This window comes from Streptomyces cirratus (assembly GCF_014650775.1).
Taxonomy (GTDB): Bacteria; Actinomycetota; Actinomycetes; order Streptomycetales; family Streptomycetaceae; genus Streptomyces; species Streptomyces cirratus.
The window spans coordinates 324,258-344,910 of record NZ_BMVP01000004.1; the positions used below are offsets into that span (position 1 = coordinate 324,258).

The 20,653-nt window shown below is 73.6% G+C and carries 15 protein-coding genes; 6 read left to right on the top strand and 9 right to left on the bottom strand.

Annotated elements, in window-relative coordinates; genetic code table 11:
* Positions 1 to 2 precede the first annotated feature (2 nt).
* The 3 genes from IE207_RS14060 to IE207_RS14070 form a co-directional block, all read right to left on the bottom strand.
* Positions 3 to 1,013: a GHMP family kinase ATP-binding protein gene (locus IE207_RS14060; RefSeq protein ID WP_190184487.1), complete on the bottom strand. Its 1,011-nt coding sequence runs from the start codon at positions 1,011 to 1,013 to the stop codon at positions 3 to 5.
* A complete protein-coding gene (locus IE207_RS14065; RefSeq protein ID WP_308433595.1) occupies positions 979 to 2,559 on the bottom strand; it encodes an argininosuccinate lyase in 1,581 nt (526 codons plus the stop codon). Before IE207_RS14065 ends, IE207_RS14060 begins: the two co-directional genes overlap by 35 nt.
* Before the next feature lie 107 nt (positions 2,560 to 2,666).
* A complete protein-coding gene (locus IE207_RS14070; RefSeq protein ID WP_190184488.1) occupies positions 2,667 to 10,103 on the bottom strand; it encodes a non-ribosomal peptide synthetase in 7,437 nt (2,478 codons plus the stop codon).
* 225 nt (positions 10,104 to 10,328) lie between these two features.
* On the opposite strand from IE207_RS14070, the gene IE207_RS14075 reads away from it, so the two are divergent.
* Entirely contained in the window at positions 10,329 to 10,805 is a 477-nt protein-coding gene (locus IE207_RS14075) for a hypothetical protein (protein ID WP_190184489.1), read from the top strand.
* A 71-nt stretch (positions 10,806 to 10,876) separates the two neighbouring features.
* On the opposite strand, the gene IE207_RS14080 is transcribed toward IE207_RS14075, so the two are convergent.
* Positions 10,877 to 11,608 carry a hypothetical protein gene (locus tag IE207_RS14080; protein ID WP_190184490.1) on the bottom strand — a complete coding sequence of 244 codons (732 nt, stop codon included), beginning with the start codon at positions 11,606 to 11,608 and terminating at the stop codon, positions 10,877 to 10,879.
* A gap of 393 nt (positions 11,609 to 12,001) precedes the next feature.
* Between IE207_RS14080 and IE207_RS14085 the strand changes: the two genes are divergently transcribed.
* Entirely contained in the window at positions 12,002 to 13,084 is a 1,083-nt protein-coding gene (locus IE207_RS14085) for an AMP-binding protein (protein WP_190184491.1), read from the top strand.
* Positions 13,085 to 13,118: 34 nt separating this feature from the next.
* Here IE207_RS14085 and IE207_RS14090 read toward each other — a convergent pair whose 3' ends face one another.
* Together IE207_RS14090 and IE207_RS14095 are read right to left on the bottom strand one after the other, a co-directional pair.
* Positions 13,119 to 14,063 carry a virginiamycin B lyase family protein gene (locus IE207_RS14090; RefSeq protein ID WP_229873711.1) on the bottom strand — a complete coding sequence of 315 codons (945 nt, stop codon included), beginning with the start codon at positions 14,061 to 14,063 and terminating at the stop codon, positions 13,119 to 13,121.
* A gap of 326 nt (positions 14,064 to 14,389) precedes the next feature.
* Positions 14,390 to 15,097 carry a DUF4232 domain-containing protein gene (locus IE207_RS14095; RefSeq protein WP_190184492.1) on the bottom strand — a complete coding sequence of 236 codons (708 nt, stop codon included), beginning with the start codon at positions 15,095 to 15,097 and terminating at the stop codon, positions 14,390 to 14,392.
* A gap of 104 nt (positions 15,098 to 15,201) precedes the next feature.
* Between IE207_RS14095 and IE207_RS14100 the strand changes: the two genes are divergently transcribed.
* Positions 15,202 to 15,729, top strand: a complete 528-nt coding sequence (locus IE207_RS14100; protein ID WP_190184493.1) for a SigE family RNA polymerase sigma factor — start codon at positions 15,202 to 15,204, stop codon at positions 15,727 to 15,729.
* Complete coding sequence (locus IE207_RS14105) at positions 15,719 to 16,534, top strand: DUF4232 domain-containing protein (RefSeq protein ID WP_190184494.1); 816 nt, start codon at positions 15,719 to 15,721, stop codon at positions 16,532 to 16,534. The genes IE207_RS14100 and IE207_RS14105 overlap by 11 nt, the downstream gene beginning before the upstream one ends.
* A 69-nt stretch (positions 16,535 to 16,603) precedes the next feature.
* On the opposite strand, the gene IE207_RS14110 is transcribed toward IE207_RS14105, so the two are convergent.
* The 3 genes from IE207_RS14110 to IE207_RS14120 form a co-directional block, all read right to left on the bottom strand.
* Positions 16,604 to 17,209 carry a GOLPH3/VPS74 family protein gene (locus tag IE207_RS14110; protein ID WP_190184495.1) on the bottom strand — a complete coding sequence of 202 codons (606 nt, stop codon included), beginning with the start codon at positions 17,207 to 17,209 and terminating at the stop codon, positions 16,604 to 16,606.
* A gap of 164 nt (positions 17,210 to 17,373) precedes the next feature.
* Positions 17,374 to 18,309 carry an NADP-dependent oxidoreductase gene (locus tag IE207_RS14115; RefSeq protein ID WP_190184496.1) on the bottom strand — a complete coding sequence of 312 codons (936 nt, stop codon included), beginning with the start codon at positions 18,307 to 18,309 and terminating at the stop codon, positions 17,374 to 17,376.
* Positions 18,310 to 18,536: 227 nt separating this feature from the next.
* Positions 18,537 to 19,037, bottom strand: a complete 501-nt coding sequence (locus IE207_RS14120) for a MarR family winged helix-turn-helix transcriptional regulator (protein ID WP_229873712.1) — start codon at positions 19,035 to 19,037, stop codon at positions 18,537 to 18,539.
* Between the two features lie 68 nt (positions 19,038 to 19,105).
* Between IE207_RS14120 and IE207_RS14125 the strand changes: the two genes are divergently transcribed.
* On the top strand, positions 19,106 to 19,819 hold the full coding sequence (locus tag IE207_RS14125; protein WP_229873713.1) for a hypothetical protein: 714 nt from the start codon (positions 19,106 to 19,108) through the stop codon (positions 19,817 to 19,819).
* Between the two features lie 5 nt (positions 19,820 to 19,824).
* Positions 19,825 to 20,643, top strand: a complete 819-nt coding sequence (locus IE207_RS14130) for an SGNH/GDSL hydrolase family protein (RefSeq protein WP_190184498.1) — start codon at positions 19,825 to 19,827, stop codon at positions 20,641 to 20,643.
* The last annotated feature ends 10 nt before the right edge of the window (positions 20,644 to 20,653 follow it).

The following is a 20,653-nucleotide window of genomic DNA, read 5'->3' on the forward strand; positions in this document are numbered from 1 at the left end:
GGTCAGGTCTCCAGCTCGTGAAGGCGGTCTGCGGCCCGGGCGCCGGCCGCGGTGGCGGCGCCCGAGTCCGGTACGGGTCCGTCGTGGGTCGGGGTCCAGCGGTCGCCGGCTCCGAGCGAGCGGTGTACGGACACCTCCCCGCCGAGGGGGGCGCAGGCGGCCCGGATCCGGTCGGTCTTGGCGGCCAGCTCGGGGTCGGCCGCGTCCAGGAGGACGCCGAGCATGGTGCCGCTGTGGGCGAGCACCAGCCCCAGGCCGTCGACCTCTTGGCATGCGGCGCGCAGGTCGCGGAACCCCGGGCGGGGCCTGCGCACCGCGTTCATCTCGGCGCTGCGGGTGGCGACGGCGCCGACCTCCGGCAGGTCCGTGCCGGCGATCGCGGCGGCCAGCCGGTCCAGCAGCCGGGCGTACTCCTGCCGTTCGTCCGGGCCGATGGCCCGGGCCCGCAGGTTGTGGGCGACCGTGTCGACCTGTCCGCCCTCGTCGTGGGCGACGACGGCGAGCGGGGGCAGGACCCCCAGCCGGCGGCGCAGGCGCACCTCGCGGTGGTGGAAGGCGACGATCTCGTCGTACATCACCCCGTCGGCCGGTTCGATGCCGCGCAGGAAGGCCTCGGTGCGGTCCGGGGCGAAGGACCGGCCGAAGGCGGCACCGACGGCCCGTACGGTGGCCACCAGGTCGGCGGAGGAGCTGGCCAGCCCCTTGCCCTCGGGCAGGCCGCCACCGATCTCCAGCAGGCCTCCGCCCTCGACGCCGAGCGAGGCGAGGACCGCCTCGGCGACGCGCCGGGACTTGCCCTTGTGCGCGGGGTGGACGTGTACGCCGCGCTGTCCGGGCCGGTGGTGGAAGGTGGCCGTGGACCAGCGGGCGAGCGGGAAGGTGACCAGGAAGTCCCCGTCGGGCTCCGGCAGGGCGCCCTGGAGCAGTTCGCCGAAGGTGCCGAAGGCGTGGCCGACGGCGGGTGCGGGCGGACCGGGTTCAGTGCCCGGGCCGTACGTCGTTGCCGAGAGCATCGCTGGCCTCCTCCCTTCCCGTGGCGCGGTCCTGCGCCCGGGCCTCTGCGTACAGCGCCCGGTCGGTCTCCTCGGCTGCGGCGCGTACGGCCCGGGCCCGGCGTGCCCAGTCCGTGCGCAGCAGTGCCAGCTCCTCCCGCTGGGCGCGCAGCAGTTCGCGTACCGACGCGGGGCGGGCCGACCCGGCGGAGACCATGCGCCGCAGCCCGAGGTCCACGTCGAAGGCGGCGGCGAGCAGGGCCTCGGGGGCGGTGAGGGCGACCCCGTGTTCGGCGGCGGCCCCGGCCAGCAGGTCCGGCCTGCCCGGTGCGGGGGCGGCGCCGGCCGCGGCGGCGAGCACGACGTACCGGCCGGCGATCACCTGTGCGGTGCGCCAGGGCACCTGCCCGGTGAGGGTGAGGGCGTTGGCCAGGTTGAAACCGCCGAGGAACTCGCGCTCGCAGGCGGCGCGCATCGTGGCGGGCCGGAAGCCGAGCCGGCGCAGCACCTCGGTGAGCAGGCGGACGGTGCCGTGCGCCGAATCGAAGGCGTTCAGCAGGTGGGTGCCGGCCTCCTTGGAGACCTCGACCAGGTTGCAGAACGGGGTGTTGCGCTGGCCCAGCAGCACGTCGAGGTGGAAGGCGGTCAGGTGCGCGGTGCGTCCCCGGATGCGCTCCAGGACGGGGTAGTTCTTCTTCTGCGGCATCGCGGAGGAGATGCCGGACAGCTCGTCGGGCAGTTCGATGAAGCCGTATTCGCTGCTTCCCCAGGTGAGCAGGTCGGTGGTGAAGCGGCTGAGGGCGGTGCCGAGGAGGCTCAGTTCCGCGGTCAGTTCGGCGCTCCAGCGGCGCGAGGCCACCGCCGTCAGGGCGTGCGGCTGCGGCCGGGAGAAGCCGAGCAGCCGGGCCATCCGGTCGCGGTCCCACGGCAGTTCCTGGCCGGCCATGGCGCCCGCGCCCAGCGGGCAGGCGTCGATGCCGTCGTACGTCTGCACCAGCCGGCGCTGGGTGTGCAGGAGGTGCTCGGCGACCGCGGCCAGGTGGAAGCCGGGGGTGATGACCTGGGCGGCCTGGAAGTGCGTGTAGCCGGGCATCGGCATGTCACAGGTCGCCCCGGCCAGCTCGACCGTCACGTCGGCGAGTTCCAGCAGCGCGTCGGCGAACCGGGTGAGCTGGTCGCGTCCGTACATCACCTGCGCGCAGGCCTGGAGGTCGTTGCGGCTGCGGTCCACGTGCCAGCGGACGACGGGACGGGGCAGCCCGGCCTCGACGTGGCGTTCGAGGGCGAAGGCGATGTCCGACATGTTGGCGCCGGGCTCGGCGGTGAGGGTGTCTGCCCCCACGCCGTCCAGCAGGGTCGCGATGTCCCGGGCCTCGTCGGCGGTGACGAGGCCCATCCGGGCGTATTCGGCGGTGAGGGTCTTTTCGATGGCGGCGTAGTGGTGCAGCAGGTGGCGGGATTCGAACCTGAACTGCGGTGCGAGCACCTCGTCGTGCAGCAGTTCGCTCGGGCCGCTGCGGATGCGGCCGCTGAGCGCGGCGGTGGGTCCCGGGGCTTCGCTCGTCACGTGGTGGTGTTCCGTTCTGGTCTGGTGCGGTGCGGTGGTGGCACGGAGGGAGAGCCGCCCGCGGGTGCACGGCGGGTGCACCCGCCGGGGCGTTCGGCGGTGGTGGGTCAGCCGGCGTCGGCCGCGTCGAGCGCGGCGCGGACGGCTGCCGCGAGGTCGGCGACGTACGGGAGCCGCACCATCCCGTAGTGGTCGGTGGGGGCCTCGTACAGGGTGAAGCCGTCGGGAACCCGGGCGGCCCACCGGTCGGCGGCGCGTTCGGCGGCGCCGGTGGCGCTCTGGTGGAAGTGGACGGGGAAGTGGCTGACGGGGGGCCGGTAGCGGGCGGCGGCGAGCAGGCCGGTACGGAAGACCGCGTAGTAGCGGGCCAGTTCGGCCGCGTCCACGCCGGGCGCGATGCCCGCCCGCGCCACCTGTTCGGCGAGCGCCGCGATCCGGCCGGCGGCGGTCTCCTGCGCGCTCAGTACGGCGCGCAGGGCCGCCCGGGCCCCTTCCTCCGGGTCGGTTCCGGCGGAGCGGGCGAGGTCCTGGTGGAACCACTCCAGGAGGGCGTGTTCGTCGTAGGGCGCCCGTTCGGGCTCCGGGTAGGCGGTGTCCAGGAGGGTGAGCGTGGCCACCTCCTCGCCCGCTGCACGCAGTTGGGCGGCCATTTCGTAGGCGAGCAGTCCACCGAAGGACCAGCCCGCCAGGTGGTAGGGCCCGGCGGGACGGGTCCGGCGCAGGGCCGCCACGTGGGCTGCGGCAAGCTCCTCGACGGAGGCGGCTCCCTCGGCGGCTTCCCCGGTGGCTCCCTCGGCGGCTTCCCCGGCGGCTTCCCCGGTGGCGGGGGCCGCGGGGGTGAGCCCCGGAGCCGTCAGCCCGTAGACTGGCCGGTCCCGGCCCAGGGCGCCGGCGAGCGCCCGGTAGCAGAAGACGTGCCCGCCGATCGGGTGCACGAGGAAGAGCGGGTCGCGGTCCCCGTCCGGCTGGATGCGCACCACCGGGTCCGTGGCCGCGCCCCGGTGCCGGCTCCGCAGCAGCTCGGCCTGGCGGGCCACCGTCGGGTGCTCCATGACGGCCTGCACGCCGAGGCGTTCGCCGAACTCCCGGTTGATCCGCCCGATCAGCCGCAGGGCGAGGATGGAGTGCCCGCCGGACGAGAAGAAGTCGTCGTGGATGCCGGCCGGGCCGGCGGCCAGGAGCTCCTCCCAGATGCCGACGAGGCGTGACTCGATCTCGTCCCGGGGCGGCGCCGGCAGCCTCCCTCCGCGCGCGTCGGCGGGGTCCGGGTCGGGCAGGGCGGCGCGGTCGAGCTTGCCGTTGGCGGTCAGCGGCAGGACGTCCAGCCGGACCCAGGCGCCGGGGACCATGTACTGGGGCAGCCGCTCGGCGGCGTGCCGGGCCAGTTGCTCCGTGTCGGCGGCGCCGTCCGGGACGACGACGTAGGCCACGAGCCGCTCGCCTCGCGCCAGGACGGCGCAGGCGTGCACCGCCGGGTGTTCGGCCAGGACGGTCTCGATCTCGCCCGGCTCCACCCTCAGGCCGCGGATCTTCACCTGGTGGTCGGTGCGGCCCGCGTACTCGATCGCGCCGTCCGTCCGGTGGCGGGCCAGGTCGCCGGTGCGGTACAGGCGGCGGACCGTCCCGTCGGGAGCGGTGTGCTCGATGAAGCGTTCCGCCGTGAGGTCGGGGCGGCCGTGGTATCCCTCGGCCAGGCCGACCCCCTCCAGGAAGAGTTCGCCCGTCACACCGAGGGGCACTTCGGCGAGGCGGGAGTCCAGGACGTGGGTGCGCATGTTCGCGATCGGCCGGCCGATGGGGACCGTGTCCGCGCCGTCGGGACGGCAGTGCCAGTGGGTGACGTCCACGGCCGCCTCGGTCGGACCGTACAGGTTGTGCAGCTCCACTGTGGGGAGCAGCCGGAAGAATCGGTTCTGCACATCGAGCGGCAGGGCTTCCCCGCTGCACACCACCCGGGTCAGCCCGGCGGCTGCCGCCACGGCCTGCGGATCGTCGAGGAACACGCTCAGCATCGAGGGCACGAAGTGCGCGGTGGTCACGGACTCTGAGCGCACGAGCTCGGCGAGGTAGGCCGGTTCGCGGTGGCCCCCGGGGCGGGCGAGGACGATCGTCGCGCCGGTCAGCAACGGCCAGAACAGCTCCCACACCGACACGTCGAAGGTGTACGGCGTTTTCTGCACCACCCGCTCCTCCGGCTCGAGGCCGTACTCCTCCTGCATCCACAGCAGCCGGTTGGCGATGGCGCGGTGGGAGACCACGACGCCCTTGGGCTTGCCGGTGGATCCGGAGGTGAAGATCATGTACGCCGGGTCCCCGGGCTCGGCGTGCCGTACGGCGCCGGCCGCACCGGTGCTGTCCGTGCCGTCGGTGTCGTCCGTGCCGTCGGTGCCGTCCGGCCGGACCACGGTGGCTCCCGCCGCGCGCAACGGCGCCTCCCAGCGGTCGTCCGCGACCAGCGGGCCGATCCCCGCCCCGGTGACCAGCGACAGGACCCGTGCCCGCGGGTGCTCCGGGTCGAGCGGGACGTACGCCGCACCGGTCTTCAGCACCGCCAGCAGGGCGACCGGCAGGCTCAGGGAACGGTCCAGCAGCAGCCCGACGAAGGACCCGGGCCCCGCCCCTGCCGCCCGCAGCCGGGCGGCGAGCCGCTCGGCGGCCTCGTCCAGGGCCCGGTAGCTCAGCTCCGCGCCCTCGAAGCGGACGGCCGGCGCCTCGGGGGTCGCGCGGGTCTGCGCCTCGATCAGCCGGGTCAGCACGTGCGGGCGGTCGTAGGTGCGGCCGGTGTCGTTCCACCGCGCGTAGCGGTCCCGTTCGGCCGCGGACAGCAGGCCGCCCGCACGGGCCTCGCCGTCCGGAGTGTCCGCCAGGCCCTGGAGGGCGGCCGTGTAGTAGCCGTGGACGGTGGCGATCTGCTCCACCGGGAACTGCGCGGCGTCGAAACGCAGGCCGAGCTCCAGGAGTTCGCCGTCGGGGGTCCGGGAGAACTCGGCTCCGAAGGCGAAGTCCGTACTGGCCTCACCGGTCTCTTCCAGGACGGCGAACGCCGCCGCGCCGGGCCCGTCGCGCTCGATGTGGAAGTGCGTGAAGTTGAAGAAGGTCTCGAAGAGGGGGGTGCCGCCGGTCGTGCGCAGGATCTCGGCGAGCGGGAACCGCCGGTTCTCGTGGACGGCCACCTCCAGCTCGGCGAGGTGCCGGACGAGTCCCCGCCAGGTCCCCCCGGCCGCGTCGAGGTCGATCCGCAGCGGCAGGGTGTTCAGGAAGGCCCCGACCACCTTGTCGGCGTCGGCCTCCTCCGGGCGGCCGTTGTGCACCACTCCGGTGGTGACGTCGTCGCTGCCGCCCAGCAGCGCCATGACGCGCACGTGCGCGGCGAGCAGGACGGTGCGCAGCGGTACGCCCAGTTCGGCGGCCACGGCGCTCAGCCGCTCCTGGAGCCCGGCCGGCAACGGCCGCAGGTACCAGTCCATCCGGGCAGGACCGCCGCAGGCCCCGTGGCGGGGCAGGCGGGCGACGGTGGCGCCGGCCGTCTGCGCGGTCCAGAAGGCACGCTGCGCCGGGTCGGCCAGGGCCGCGCGCTCCAGCGCGACGAAGGAGGCGAAGCGCGACCGGAGCCCGGCGGGGCCGTCGGCGACGTCGGTCCCGTCAGTCCCGTCAGTCCCGTCGGTCTCCTGGCCCTCCTCCGCCGCGCACAGTTCCACGTAGCAGGAGCTGAGTTCGGTGAACAGCGACCGCTCGCTCCAGCCGTCCATGACGGCGTGGTGCTCCGCGATGAAGAGCTGGAAGTCGTCGTCCGAGCGCCGCTGGACGTGGAAGCGCATCAACGGGGCGCTGTCCCAGTCGAAGGGGCGGGCGCGTTCCGCCGCGTAGCGGGCCGCGATGGCCGTCTCCCGGGCCTGCGGGTCCAGTCCGCCGAGGTCCTCGAAGGTGATCTCCGGCCGTGCCCCTCGGTGGACGAGTTGCAGGGGCTCGCCGAAGCCGTTCAGGTCGAACGCGGTACGGAGCATCTCGTGGCGGGCGGCGACCGTGGCCACCGCGCGTCGCCAGGCGCGCTCCGAGTAGGGAGCCTTGACGTGGTAGGCCGCGACGTTGTGGTACATCCGCCCCGCGGCGGCCGGCAGGTCGCTGTGGAACAGCATTCCGGCCTGGAGCCGGGTCATGGGGTAGGCGTCCTCCAGGCCGTCGGGGAGCGCGGCGCGGTCGCGTTCGCAGAGCAGCGAGAACGGCTCGTACGGGGCCTGCCCCGCCGGGTGCACCACCGCGTCCGGGTCCTCCAGGGCGACCGTGGGCGCGAGGGCCCGTACCGTCTGGTGGCGCATCAGGTCGACCACCGCGAAGCGCAGGCCCCGCTCGCGTGCGCGGGCCAGCACCTGGAGGGAGCGGATGGAGTCGCCGCCGAGCGAGAAGTAGTTGTCCTCGGCGCCGACCCGCTCGTGGCCCAGCACCTGCCCGAGGATCTCGGCGAGCGCCATCTCGACGGGGCCGCGCGGCGGCTCGTACGACGCCCGGGCCGGCGCCGTGCCCGCGGTGCCGGGGGCGGGCAGCTTGCGGCGGTCGACCTTGCCGTTGGCGGTGAGGGGGAAGGCGGCCATGGTGACGAAGGCGCCGGGGATCATGTACGCGGGCAGGCGTTCGGCGAGGTGGGCCCGCAGCGCCTCCACGGTCGGGCCGCCCGCTCCGGCCGGATCGTCGTCCGCGCCCGGTACGGCCAGGTAACCGACGAGGGTGTCGGCGCCGGAGGCGTCCCGGGTCACGAGCGCGACCGCGGCGTCGACGAGCGGGTGGGCGGTGAGGGCGGCCTCGACCTCGCCGAGTTCTATGCGGAAGCCGCGCAGTTTGACCTGGTCGTCGATCCGGCCGAGGTATTCGAGGTCGCCGTCGGGCAGCACCCGGGCGAGGTCGCCGGTGCGGTACAGCCGCTCGCCGGCGCCGCCCGCAGTGCCCGCGCCGGCGCCGGTCGCGGCTGCGTGGGCCGGGAAGCGTTCGGCGGTGAGCGCCGGGCGGTGCAGGTAGCCACGGGCCAGACCCGCGCCCGCGACGAACAGCTCTCCCACCGCGCCCCGCGGAACCACTCGCCCCCGGCGGTCCAGGAGGTGCAGCCGCAGGTCGGGTATGGGTACGCCGATGACGCTGCCCCGGCCCTCGGCCGCGTCGCGGGCGGTGAGCGGACGGTAGGTGACGTGCACCGTGGTCTCGGTGATGCCGTACATGTTGACCAGGCGCGGTGCGGTGTCCCCGTGGCGCCGGAACCAGCCGGCGAGCGCGCCGACGTCCAGCGCCTCGCCCCCGAACACCACTTGGCGCAGCGCGAGCCCCCGGTCGCCGGCGCTCCGCCGGTCCTCGAACTCCTCGTCGGCGCGGGCCAGCTGGTAGAAGGCGGAGGGGGTCTGGTTGAGGACGGTGACCCGCTCCTCGCGAAGCAGCCGGTGGAACTCCTCGGGCGAGCGGCTGGTCTCGTAGGGCACCACGACGAGGCGGCCGCCGTACAGGAGGGCGCCCCACAGCTCCCAGACGGAGAAGTCGAAGGCGATGGAGTGGAACAGGGTCCAGACGTCGTGGGGGCCGAAGCCGAACCAGTGGTCGGTCGCGGAGAACAGCCGGGTGATGTTGCGGTGGGGTACGAGGGTTCCCTTGGGCCGGCCGGTCGAGCCGGAGGTGTAGATGGCGTACGCGAGGTGGTCGGGCGTGACCGTGACCGCGGGGGCGGTGTCCGGTTCGGCGGCGAGTGCGGCGGCGTCGGCCACCAGGTCGACGGTGTGCAGGGAGGGCGCGTCCCACAGCGGGCGGGTGTCGCCCGCGCCGACGACGTGGCGGAGCCGGGCGTCGCCGATGATGTAGCGCAGCCGCTCCGGCGGGTTGTCGGGGTCGAGCGGCAGGTATGCGCCACCCGCCTTGAGGATGCCGAGCAGGCCCGTCACGAGGTCGGCGGAGCGGCGGACGCAGAGTCCGACCAGGGTGTCGGGGCCGACGCCCTGCCGACGCAGCCGGTGCGCGACCTGGTTGGCCCGCCGGTCGAGTTCGCCGTACGTGAGCCGGGTGGTGCCGTGGACGAGGGCCACGGCGTCCGGGGTACGGGCGGCGTGCTCGGCGAAGCGCTCGTGCGCGCTGACGGGGCGGTGGTCCGCGCCGTCGCGGGCGGGCTGCGGGGACGTGAGGCCTGCCTGCTCGCTCGCGGAGAGCATGGGGAGCCGGCTGACGGGCTCGCCGGGGCGGTCCGTGGCCGCGTCCAGCACCCGGGTGTAGTGGCGGGCGAACTGCTCGATGCTGGCGGCCTCGAACAGGTCGGCGCGGTACTCCAGCCGGCAGCGCAGGGCGGCGCCGGTCCGTACGACGTCGAAGGTGAGGTCGAACTTGGCCGTGCCGGCGGGGCCTTCGAGCAGCCGGGCGCGCGGTCCGGGCAGCCCGTCGGTCATCCCGCCTTCGTCGTGGAAGCCGAACATGACGTCGAACAGGGGCGGGCCGTCGGTGGTGCGCTCGGGGTTGAGGTGTTCGACGATCCGCTCGAAGGGGAGGTCCTGGTGGTCCTGCGCGTCCAGGACCACGTCCCGTACGCGCTCCAGGTGCTCACGGAAGCCGGGGTCGTCGGACAGGTCCGAGCGCAGGACGAGGGTGTTGACGAACAGGCCGACCGTGTCCTGGAACTCCGTGCGGTTGCGGTTGGCGACCGGGGTCGCGACCAGGACGTCCTCGGTACCGGTGTAGCGACTCAGGACCAGCTGGAAGGCGGCGAGCATGGCCATGTACGGGGTGCTGCCGGTGTCGCGGCAGAGCGTTCCCATGCGGGCGAGGACGGGCGCGGGGACCTCGAACTCGTACGTCGCGGCGGCCCCGCGCGCCGGGTCGTCGCCCGCCGCGGGCCGCCCGTCGCGGGGCAGCGGTGCCACGGGGAGTTCGCCGTCCAGCCGCCGGGCCCAGTGTTCGAGCTGTTCCCGCGCGGCCGAGGTGTGCAGCCACTCCTCCTGCCATTCGGAGAAGTCGGCGTACTGGAAGGCGGGTTCGGGCTGCGGGTCCCCGCCGCCGGGCGTGGTGAGGGCCGCGTAGTCGGTGAGGAGTTCCCGGATCAGGACGGCGGACGACCAGCCGTCGCCGACGATGTGGTGCATGGCGAGGGCGAGTACGACTCGCGTGCCGTCGCGCCCGGCGTCCTCCCGGGTGCGCAGCGCGGCGGCCCGGAAGAGCGGGCCGGTGCGCAGGTCGAAGGGCCGGTGGTGCTCGGCGGAGATCCACCGCTCGACCTCCTCGGGCGTGCGGGCCGTGTCCGTCGACCAGTCCAGCCGCGCCGAGGCGTCGATGCACTGGAGCAGCTGTCCGTCGCGCAGCTCGAAGCGGGTGCGCAGGGCTTCGTGCCGGTCCAGCAACTGCTGGGCGCACTGGCGCAGGACCTCGGTGTCCACCTCTGCGTCGAGGGCGTAGAACACCGGCATGTGGTAGGTCGGCCTGCCCTCCTCCATCTCGTGGAGGAAATACATCCGCTGCTGGGCGCGCGATGCACGGAACACGCTGACCGACGGCTCGGTGGGCCGGTCGGTCGGATCCTGAGTGGCCAAGACAACTCCCTCGGCCGCTGCGCCGCCAGGGACGCGCGGCGCTGACTCCGCTTGCTTGTCCCTCCACCGTATGGACGCCCCGGCGCAGCGATAAGTCCCGTTTCCCCGGTCCCTCCTCCACGGGACACGCCCCCCGCACTCGCGTCCCCGCGCACGACATGACAGTTGTCACTCCACGCCCGTGACGAGGGGCCTCTGCCCGTGGAGGCCGGTCCCGGACAGAATGTGAGCAACACGTTGACCACGGGGGAGAACATGAACGTCCTGCAGAAGAGGCCGGCACCGGCCGCAGCGATCGACACCAGCGCCCTGACTGCGGCCGACTACAGGCTGCCGGTGTGGTTCTTCGGCTTCGAGGGCGTCCTCGCGGCCGCCTTCGACATCCTGGGGGCCTTCCCGTCGGCGTGGCCGGTGCTGGTGGTGCTGCTGGCCGTGAACATCACCGTGTCGCTGACGATGATGCGGGGGCGGCTCAAGCTGGCCAAGGCCCTGTGGCGCGGCAAGGAGACCCGCCGGGTCGCCATCGCGCTGGTCGTCCTGCGGATCGGCAGCCACTTCGCCCTGAACGCCCTGGGCATGACCGTCACCTCGGCCCTGGGCCACATACTGTTCGCCTTCGTCATGGCGGCGACCACGATCGGCCTGCTCGCCTACTCGCAGCACACCGCCATCCGCACCCTCAGCGCCGCCACCGCACCCTGAACCGGGCGGCCGCCGTGGGGGCGGCGGCCCGCCGCGGGGGGGCGGCGGCAGCCCGCCGGCTCGCCCGCGTGTCAGGCCGCGGTGTTCCAGGCGGTCGTCAGTCCGTCCAGCCAGGCGGGCGGCAGCTCCGCGGCGTCCCATTCCCCGCGCAGCGCCTGCGGTGCGGCGAGCAGCCGCTCCAGCACGGCGATGCTCGTGGCGGAGTGCAGCAGCGAGTAGCGGCCGTGCACCGCGATGGCACTGCCCGGGCCGAACGCCGCGAACAGCCGCTCCAGCCGATCGCGGTGGATGGCGGCGAACTCCGCCAGCCGTCCGGGGTATCCGGCCCGCTGCCGGGGGCTCATCGTGGTCAGGACGGCGGCGAGCACCTCTTCGGTCACCTCCGGATCCAGCTCCGAGGCGGTGGTGAACGACAGGTACAAAGGCGCCAGCGCCACCCGCGCCCGCTCCACCTCCATCCGGCCGGCCCTCCGATGCTCCCCGGCCGTGCCCGGTTCCTCGTCCGGCCCCACCACCTGGAGCAGGGTCCGCTCGGCAATGGTCCCGAGCTGCTCCAGAAGGTCCCCGGCACCGTCGAGCCAGCCCGACCCGTACTCCTCGCCCTTGTCCCCGGGAGCGCTCCGCCCTCGGCCTCTGAGCTCCTCGTGTGCGAGAGCCAGCGCACCCGCCTCGACCAGCCCGATCAGTTCGCCCGCGTCGTCCGAAGGGACCCCGGTCCGGGCGAGGAGCTGCAGCAGCGTCGTCCTCGCGTTGTCGACGCTGACCTCGTCCAGCCACTGCCGTCCCTCGTCGGCCGCGCTCATCGGTTCCTCCTCATCGCTCGGGTGGTGCGGTGTGCAACCAGACCGCTGCCCTCATCCAACGGTCCGACTCCCGACGGCGACCACGCCACAGCCGGTCCCGATCACCGTCGACGGCGGCAAACACTACCCAGCCGATGGGGCCGCCCGGTTCCGCGGAAGCCTCAGGGCGCCGAGGCCGGTCCGCCGGCCGTGGAGCCTGCACCGGCCGCGTTCCGGCAGGGTCAGCGGCTCTGCTTGGACCTTCTGCCGAGGGCGTCGCGCATCCATGGTCAGGAAAGCACATTGCGTGACGGCGGGTTGGATCATTGGATTGCCTTGCGACCTCGGGATCTCGCTCCGAATGAACGCCCGCGGCCCCCATTGCCGGTGGAACCCGGCTCCGGAAGGAAACGAATGGCATCCGTGCCCGCCGGCCGCACGCCCCGGCCCGAGCAGTTCGCCGGCCGCCACTCGTCAGCCGGGCACCGGCGCGGGGACACGCCGGACGACCTGCTGCGCGCCTGGTCCCTACAGTACGGACCGCGGACCGCGCTCGTGCACGGCGACACCCGCATGACCTACGCGAGCCTGAACCGGCGGGTCGACCGCGTGGCCGCCGGATTCCAGCTGCGCGGCCTGCGGCCCGGACAACGGGTCGTCGTCCAGCTGCCGAACGTTCCCGAGTTCGTCGTCACCGTGTTCGCGCTGATGCGCGCCGGCGCGGTCCCCGTGTTCTGCCCGCTCCCGCACCCCGCGCCCGAGGTGTCCCACCTCGTCCGGGTCACCGAGGCGGTCGGCTACGTCGGCCCCTCGACGTACCAGGGCTTCGACCATACGGCGATGGTCGCTGACATCGCGGCCCAAACCCCCTTCCTGCGCCGGGTGTTCACCTTCGAGCCACCGGGCGACGCGTCCCCGTACGGCGGCTTTTCGACCGACCCGGCGGGATGCCACTACTTCCCGCTGGGCTCCCTGGACTCCCCGTCCGGGCCGGCGCTCGCGCAGAGCGCCGACCAGGTCGCCTTCCTGCTGCCCTCCGGTGGCGCCGCCATGACGCCCGGGCCCGTTCCGCGCACGCACGGCGACTACGCCCGTCAGGTGCGGGCGGCCGCGGAACTGGTGTCGCTCACCGAGAACGACGTGTACCTCGCCGCGCTGCCCGCCGGATCCGACGTCGTCTTCGGCTCCCCCGGCATCGTCGGCACCCTCTCCGTCGGCGGCACCGTCGTCATGGCCGAGAACCCCGGACCCGGCGCATGCCTCGCCCTCATCGAACAGGAGGGCGTCACCTTCACGTCGGTGGCGCCCGCCACCGCCCGGCACTGGCTGGACGCACTGCCCACGACCCGGGCCGACGTGAGCACACTGCGCCTCGTGCAAGTCTGGTGCGGCACGGCGCCCTTGCACCCGGCTGTCGCCGAGCAGCCGGGCCCCGCACTGGGCTGTCGCCTCCAGCAGCTCTCCGAGACGCCCGAGGGGCCGCCCCGGCGCCCGTAGCCGCACGGTCCGCCGAAGTGGGAGGCGCGGGGAGCTACCCGTCTGCGCCGGTGCGCGGCGGGAACGCGAGGCCGGTGGGGGTGTTGAGGCCGGTGGGGTTCAGCACGGTCTGGGTGCCGTTCGGGCGGAGACGGAGCACGCGGTTGTTGAAGGCGTCGGCCACGTAGAGCGTGCCGCGGTGGTCAAGGGCGAGACCGAGCGGGTTGCTCAGACTGGTGAAGGGTACGGTGGTCTGCGCGCCGGTCGCGGCTGCGATCTTCACCACGCGGTTGTTGCCGCTGTCGGAGACGTACAGGTCTCCGGTGGCGCTGAGGGCGAGCCCGGTGGGCTGGGAGAGTCCCTCAGCGGGGACGGTGGTCTGGCCGCCGGCTGCGGACACCCTGACGACGCGGTCGTTGACGAAGTCGGAGACGTAGAGGTCCCCGCCGGGTGCCAGGGCCAGCCCCCAGGGGTGCAGGAGACCGGCGGTCGGGACCGTGGTCTGGCCGCTGCCGTCGGCGGGCACCTTCACGACCCGGTCGTTGAAGCTGTCGGCGACGTAGAGGCTGCCGGACGCGTCGACGGCGAGGCCCAGCGGGCGCGAGAGCCCGTCGGTGGGAACGGTGGTCTGCCCGCCCCCGTCCGGCAGCAGCCGCAGGACGCGGTTGTTGCCGGTGTCGGCGATGTAGAGGCTGCCCGCCCGGTCCCAGGCGAGACCCGTGGGGCGTACCAGGCCGTCGAGGACGAGTACGCTCTCGCCCCCGCCACGGGTGGGCAGGGTGACCACGCGATTGTTGCCGTAGTCGGACACGTACAGACTCTGGCCGGTGTGCGGGTGGTGCCCGTCGTGCGGTTCGGCGGCGCCCACGGCTTGCGCGGGCCACACGCACAGGAGCAGCAGTCCGGCGAGGGCGGCGCGTCGCCGGACCGGCCACCCGCGGGTACGGCTCGAGGGAAGCGGGGGTTCGTCTTCGTACGGCCCGACCGTGATGCGTTCCACGATTCACCCACCTGTTCCGTGACCGGCCGGCACCCGGCCTGCTCCCGCCGACCCTAGGCAGCGGCTACGGGCGTCACGAGAGCCACGCCATCAACGGCGCCGCGAGCCACTCCGATGCACGGCTTCTGAGCACGCCGGTATGCCTGCCGGGCCGTTGGGCCGTGCGTGGGAACCAGCCGGACGGGGTCAGTGGTTCCTCGTCGGTCCGCACGCTCCGGACGGGTCAACTCGTCGGCGGCGTCGGCGGCGGGCTCCTCGGCGGTCCGGTCGGACAGAACGCCCGCCCGTCGGCGGAACCTGCCGGCGGGCGTTCTGTCCGGGGTTGTTCAGGACGACATGATGAACCGCAGGGCGAGGCCGGAGGCCGTGATCCAGTAGGTGACGCGGGCACCGTCGTCGAACGAGACCTGGCCGGGCAGGCTGACGTTCACCGGCTCGCCCGGTTCGCTGCCGGGGTTGGGGCCCTGGATGCGGAGAGGAACGGTGTTGGTGTCGTACGTGTCCATGTGGCCGCCGCCGGCGAGGAGAGCCGCGTAGGCCTTCTCACCCGGAGCGAGGGTGGCGGGCGCGTCCTTGCTGTCCTTGATCACCGCGATCGGGGCCCTGGCGTAGGGGAACTTCACGTACGGGTACTCGTACAGATTGCACTTCTTCTTCCCGGTGTTGGTGACGGTGAGGAGGAGGTGCCTGACGGGCTTGCCCTTCTCGTCCTCGTTCGTGGCCGAGAACGCGAGGTCGGTCACCACACACGCCGCAACCGCGGCGCCGTCGCCCTTACCGGCCTCGCCGCCGGCGTTGCCCGAACCGCCGCCGGGCTTCGCCGAACCACCGCCGGGCTTCGCCGAAGCATCGCCCGGCTTCGCCGATGCCGTCTCCCCCGTCTTCGGCGAGTTCGCCGCGCTCGGCTGCTCCGAGGTCTTGGAGTCACCCGATACGTCGGCCCCACTCGGCTCACATGCCGTGGACGCGAGCAGCAGCGCGCCGAGGACGGCCGCGCCCGCCGCCTTCCTGATTGCCTTGTTTCCCCTGGTCAACAGAGCCCCCTGTGTGGTGTTCTTCGCTGTACACGACCTGTACGCACGCCAGGAGTCCGCGGGTTGCACGCGGATCGGAAAAGTTTCGGCACCGAGGGGGTGGTATGACGGAGGACGAGTTCGACGCGTTCTACGCGTCGGCGTTCCCACGGGTCGTCGGCCAGGTGTACTCCTTCACAGGTGATCACGGCCAGGCCCAGGACGTCGTTCAGGAAGCCTTCGTACGGGCCTGGGACCGACGGCGTGACTTCCTTACCACCGAGGCCCCCGAAGCCTGGATCCGGACCGTCGCGATGCGTCTCGCGGTCAGCCACTGGCGGCGGGCGCGGCGGTGGCTGGAGCTGGTGCGCCGCACGCCGCTACCCGAGCACGCCCCTGGACCCGGCCCCGAGCACGTCGCCCTCGTCGCGGCGCTGCGACAGCTCCCGGAGCCCCAGCGGCTGGCGATAGTGCTGCACCACCTGTGTGACCTCAGTGTGGAGCAGGTAGCCTCCGAAACCGGCGCACCGACCGGTACGGTCAAGGCCCGCCTGTCACGCGGCCGGGCAGCCCTCGCCGAGCTGCTGCCGGCGAGTGAAGTCGGTGTGGTGGGCGGAAGCGGCGAGGAGAAGGAGGAAGACCGTGGCCGATGACCTCTCCTCCGCCCTGCGCGAGCTGGCCGACAGCGCCGCCAGTCCCGCGCCCACTACGGGCGCGGAGGTCCGACGCCGGGCCGTGTCCCGGCGCCGCCGACGGCACTCCGCCCTCGCGGGAGGCACCGTTGCAGTGGTCGCAGCCCTCGCGTTCGGCCTGACCACGGCCCTCGGCGGCCCGGAGTCCCACCGACGCCCCGCACCACAACCCGCCGCCTCCCTCACTGCGCCGACGGCCGATGCGGCGTCCCCCGCTGCGCCCAGCGCCAGTGCGCCCTCGTCCACCGAGCCCTCCCCCAGTGCGCCAACCCTCGCCGGACCAACCCCCACCAGCCCCACCGCCGGTGCGGAAACCTCCACTGCGCCTGCCGCGGTTGCGGCGTGTGTGGTGACCGACCTCGCGTTCTCGGCCACGAACGAGGACGAGAAGGGCAAGCCCGTCAGGCACCTCCTCCTCACCGTCACCAACACCGGGAAGAAGAAGTGCAATCTGTACGAGTACCCGTACGTGAAGTTCCCCTACGCCAGGGCCCCGATCGCGGTGATCAAGGACAGCAAGGACGCGCCCGCCACCCTCGCTCCGGGTGAGAAGGCGTACGCAGCTCTCCTCGCCGGCGGCGGCCACATGGACACGTACGACACCAACACCGTTCCTCTCCGCATCCAGGGCCCCAACCCCGGCAGCGAACCGGGCGAGCCGGTGAACGTCAGCCTGCCCGGCCAGGTCTCGTTCGACGACGGTGCCCGCGTCACCTACTGGATCACGGCCTCCGGCCTCGCCCTGCGGTTCATCATGTCGTCCTGAACAACCCCTCGCCGGGCCCCAAGCAGGGGTACCGGGGTCGCCCCGGCGCCACCCCCGCCGGGGCAGAACTCAGGGGGCCCGCCAGACGTTGGCGAAGGCCGCGTTCTCGATGGACCGCCGCTGGCGCACCGCCTCCAGTTCCATCACGGCATCGTTGACGGCGGCCAGCACGGCGGTCACCGCCTCGCCGTCCGGGCCGGGAGCGTCCTGGGAGGGTCCGCGGCGGATGCCGACGGCCACGGCGAGGGCCCGGAGGACGGGTTCGTCCTCCTCCCAGCGCCGGCGCGCCCGCTGCCGGGCCGGTGAGTCGACGAGTTCCAGGTGCTCGGCCCCGAACGGCAGGTATCCGCGCCGCGCCGGGGACAGCAGGCCGTCCTCCTCGAACACCCTCTGGTAGGCCGCGGACAGGTCGCGGCCCCTGCGCCACAGCCAGTCGTCGACGCGCTCGTACGGCTCCTGTCGCCCGAGCGCCGACGCCGCCGCCCCGAGCAGTCGGTCGTCCAGCGCCTGCTGCGGGCCGGGCAGGATGAGGTCGTCGTCCAGGGTGACGGCCTCCGCCGCGATGAGATCGATCAGTTCGGCCCCGGCCAGGGCCAGGGACAGGTCACCCTGTCCCACAGGACGCTCGGGCGGAGCCTCCAGGGCGACGATGAACAGGTCTTGCGCCGTGGTCATGAAGGGCTCCCTCGTGGTCGGCCGAACCAGCCTCCCGGCGCTGCCGGCGACGGTGCGGGTGCGATGCAGGTGCGGGGCAAGTATCACCCCTGGGCCGATCGGCCGGCCGGCCGCGGGCGCGGCCGGCCGAGGTCCCCAGGGTGACCGTACGGCAGCTCTCCACCTCAGGGGACGGTGATGACGACCTTGCCCCGGATGTGCTTGCCGGCGAAGTCGGCCACCGCCTGCACCGCGTCGCCGAACGCGTAGCGGGCACCGATCTCGACGCGCAGACCGCCGTCCGCGGCCCGGCTCGCGAGGTCCTCCAGATCGCCCGGTTCCGGGACGAACGAGCCGATGTAGACCGGGGTCACGCCGCGGCCCAGGTCGTCCGGGCCGGACAGCGGGGACACCAGCCTGCCACCGGGCCTGGCCGCCCGTGCGACGGCGGCCAGCCCCTCACCGCGGTTGACCAGGTCGACGACCACGTCGACTCCGTCCGGCACCAGCTTCAGCGTCTCTTCGACCACGTCGGACTGCCGGTAGTCGACGGTGTCCGCTGCACCGAGCCCGCAGATGTAGTCCGCGTCCTGCGCGGTGGCCGTGGCGATCACGCGGGCTCTGAGCGCGTGCGCGAGCTGCACGGCGTACAGACCGACTCCGCCGGTGGCCCCGATCACCAGCACGCTCTCACCCCCGGTCAGCCCGACGGCCCTCAGCAGGCACACCGCGGTCATGCCGGACTCGGGAATGGCGGCCGCGTGGACGGCGTCCAGGTTCTGCGGCCGATGGGCCAGTCGCGGACCCGGCGTGGCCACGGTGAACTCCGCCACGGAACCCGCCTGTCCGACGAACCCGAGCACCCGGTCGCCGGGCGCGTACCCGCTGACGCCGGCCCCGGCCTCCACCACGGTTCCGGCGACGTCCATCCCGACGATCAGCGGGTGCTCGGTCGGAAAGAGGCCCTTCGCAGCCCCTGTGACCAGCATGAGGTCGAGCGGGTTCAGTGCGGCCGCTTCGACCTTGACCACGACCTCGTCCGGTCCCGCGGCCGGCTTCGGCAGCTCGGCGAGGGTCAGGCGGTCGAGCGGTTGGTAGTCGGTGGCGACGAGGGCTTTCACGGGCGATTCCCTGAGCTGAGGCCGTACCGGAGCCGTACCGACGACGCCGCACGGCACGGGCAGAGGCGGTCACTGTCTGCCGACGCCTCAAGACCGTGGGCCTGCGGCGGCACGCCGTCCGTTTCTACGGCACCGGGCCCGCTCGCGGGTCGAGGCTGTCCGCACCGCCGCCGCGCGCGACACGTTCAGCGCAGTTCACCCCCGCCCCGGTCGGTGCCGGCCGGACCTCAGCCGCGGGTGCGGTAGCCGGGATGGACTCCGGGGGTCAGTTCCTGTTCGGCCGCGACGCGTTCGAGCAGACCGAGCAGGTGCGTGCGCTGCTCCGGGTCGAGGGCGGCGAGCAGGGCGTCCTCGTGGGCCGCGGCCGCGCGGGAGACCGCGCCGAGGGTGCGTCTGCCCTCCGCCGTGAGATGGAGCTCGTGGTTGCGGCGGTCCTCGGCGCTGCGCCGCCGTTCGACGAGGTCCTTGCCCTCCAGGCCGTCGATCAGTGCGACGACACGGCTCGGCACGACGCCCAGGTCCTCGGCGAGGGCCCGCTGGCTGCGCCCCGGCTGCCCGGCGACCATGCGCAGCAGTCCGACGTCCGCCGGGGTCAGTCCCAGGTGGCCGACACGTTCCGCGAAGCGTCCGGCGGCGTGCGCGCCGATCTGGGCGAGAAGGAACGCGGCCCCGCGCGGCCCGGTGGCCGGGGCGGAGCCCGTCGTATGCGGTTGCCGGGAACTGTTCACGGGCCTATCGTAAGCCAACGAAATGATTCTCATCAGTGAACGATTAACCTCAGAGAACGGATTCTGCCGTGACCGCCACCCCAGCGACCGCTGCCCGAGAGACGCACAGCCGACGGGACCCGCAGGCCGGGCCGCCGCCCGGCATCCTCGCCGTGGTCTTCACCGCCCTCTTCCTCGCCGGGCTCGTGCTCAGCACCCTCCTCGCCGACGGGGACACCTTCCCCTCGCCCTTCGGCTCCACCGACACGGTGACCTCCTATTTCCGCGACCACACCGACGCGGTACGCCTGTCCGGAGCCCTGCAGTTCGCGGCATCGGTGCCGCTCGCGATCTACGCCGCGACCGTCTCGGCGCGGCTGCACAAGCTCGGCGTACGCGCTCCCGGCGCCACCATCGCGCTCGCCGGAGGCGTCCTCGCCTCGGCCTTCCTCGCCTGCTCCGGACTGGTCACCTGGGTGCTGTCCCGGCCCGAGGTCGCGGGGCGCGGCGACGTCGTCCGGGCCCTGCAGTACCTGGCCTTCGGGCTCGGTGGCCCCGGCCACGTCGTCCTGCTGGGGCTGCTGGTCGCCGGGATCGCCGTACCGGGGCTGCTCGCCGGCCTGCTTCCGCGCGCCCTCGCCGTGGCGGGACTGGCCGTCGCTGCGGTCGCCGAACTGTCCACGCTGGTCCTGCTGGCCGACGGGGGCGCCCTGCTGCTGCCGGTCGCCCGGTTCGCCGGCCTGCTGTGGCTGATCGCGGCCGGGTTCCTGCTGCCGCGCCGCCGCGTCCGTACGGAGGGCTGACCGCCATGACGAGTGCCGCCACTGCCGCCGCCCACGACCCGGCGGAACGCATGCTCCGCTTCCACCAGCCCGAGAAGGTCCTGCGCCATCTCGGCCCCGCGCCCGACGAGGCCGCGCTCGGAGCCCTGTTCGGGCTCGACCCGGCCGGCTACCGGACGCGCCTGGACCTCTTCGAGGCGCGGAACCGGGCGGCCGCCGCCGCACTCGCCGCCGAACCGGGAGCGACGGCACGCCGTTCCGGCCTGCCGTTCCGGCCGGGCGAGCACGTCGTGGCCGTGGGAGAGAGCACCACGGCCGACCGGCTGTCCTGGTTCGAGATCCTGCGGCACCTGCTTCCGGACGGCGTGCGCTGCACGAACCTGGCCGTGACGGGCAGTACGACGACCCAGGCCCTGGCGAACCTCCCGACGCTCGCGTTCCAGCGGCCCGACTGGGTGCTGTGCATGCTGGGGGCGAACGACGTCCAGCGGCTGGACGGGGTCCCGCTGATCTCCGCCGCCGAGACCCGCCGCACCCTGCGGGCCCTGCGCGACCTGACGGTCCGGCGGACCGGGGCCCGGTGGGTCTGGCTCACCCCGACCGGCGTCGATCCCGGGCGGGTCGCGGAGTACGTCCACTTCCGGCGGGCCGGTCTCGGCTGGGCCGGGGCGGACCTCGACGCCGTCGCGGAACTCCTGCTCGCCGAGCCCGAGGTCACGATCGACACCCGGGCCGCCGCGCACGGCCACTGGGAGGAGGACGGCGTCCACCTCACGCAGGCCGGTCAACAGCACGTCGCGGCGGCGGTGCTGGACGCGCTCGCGACGCAGCCGGGGCCGCCGTGACCGCGCCGGT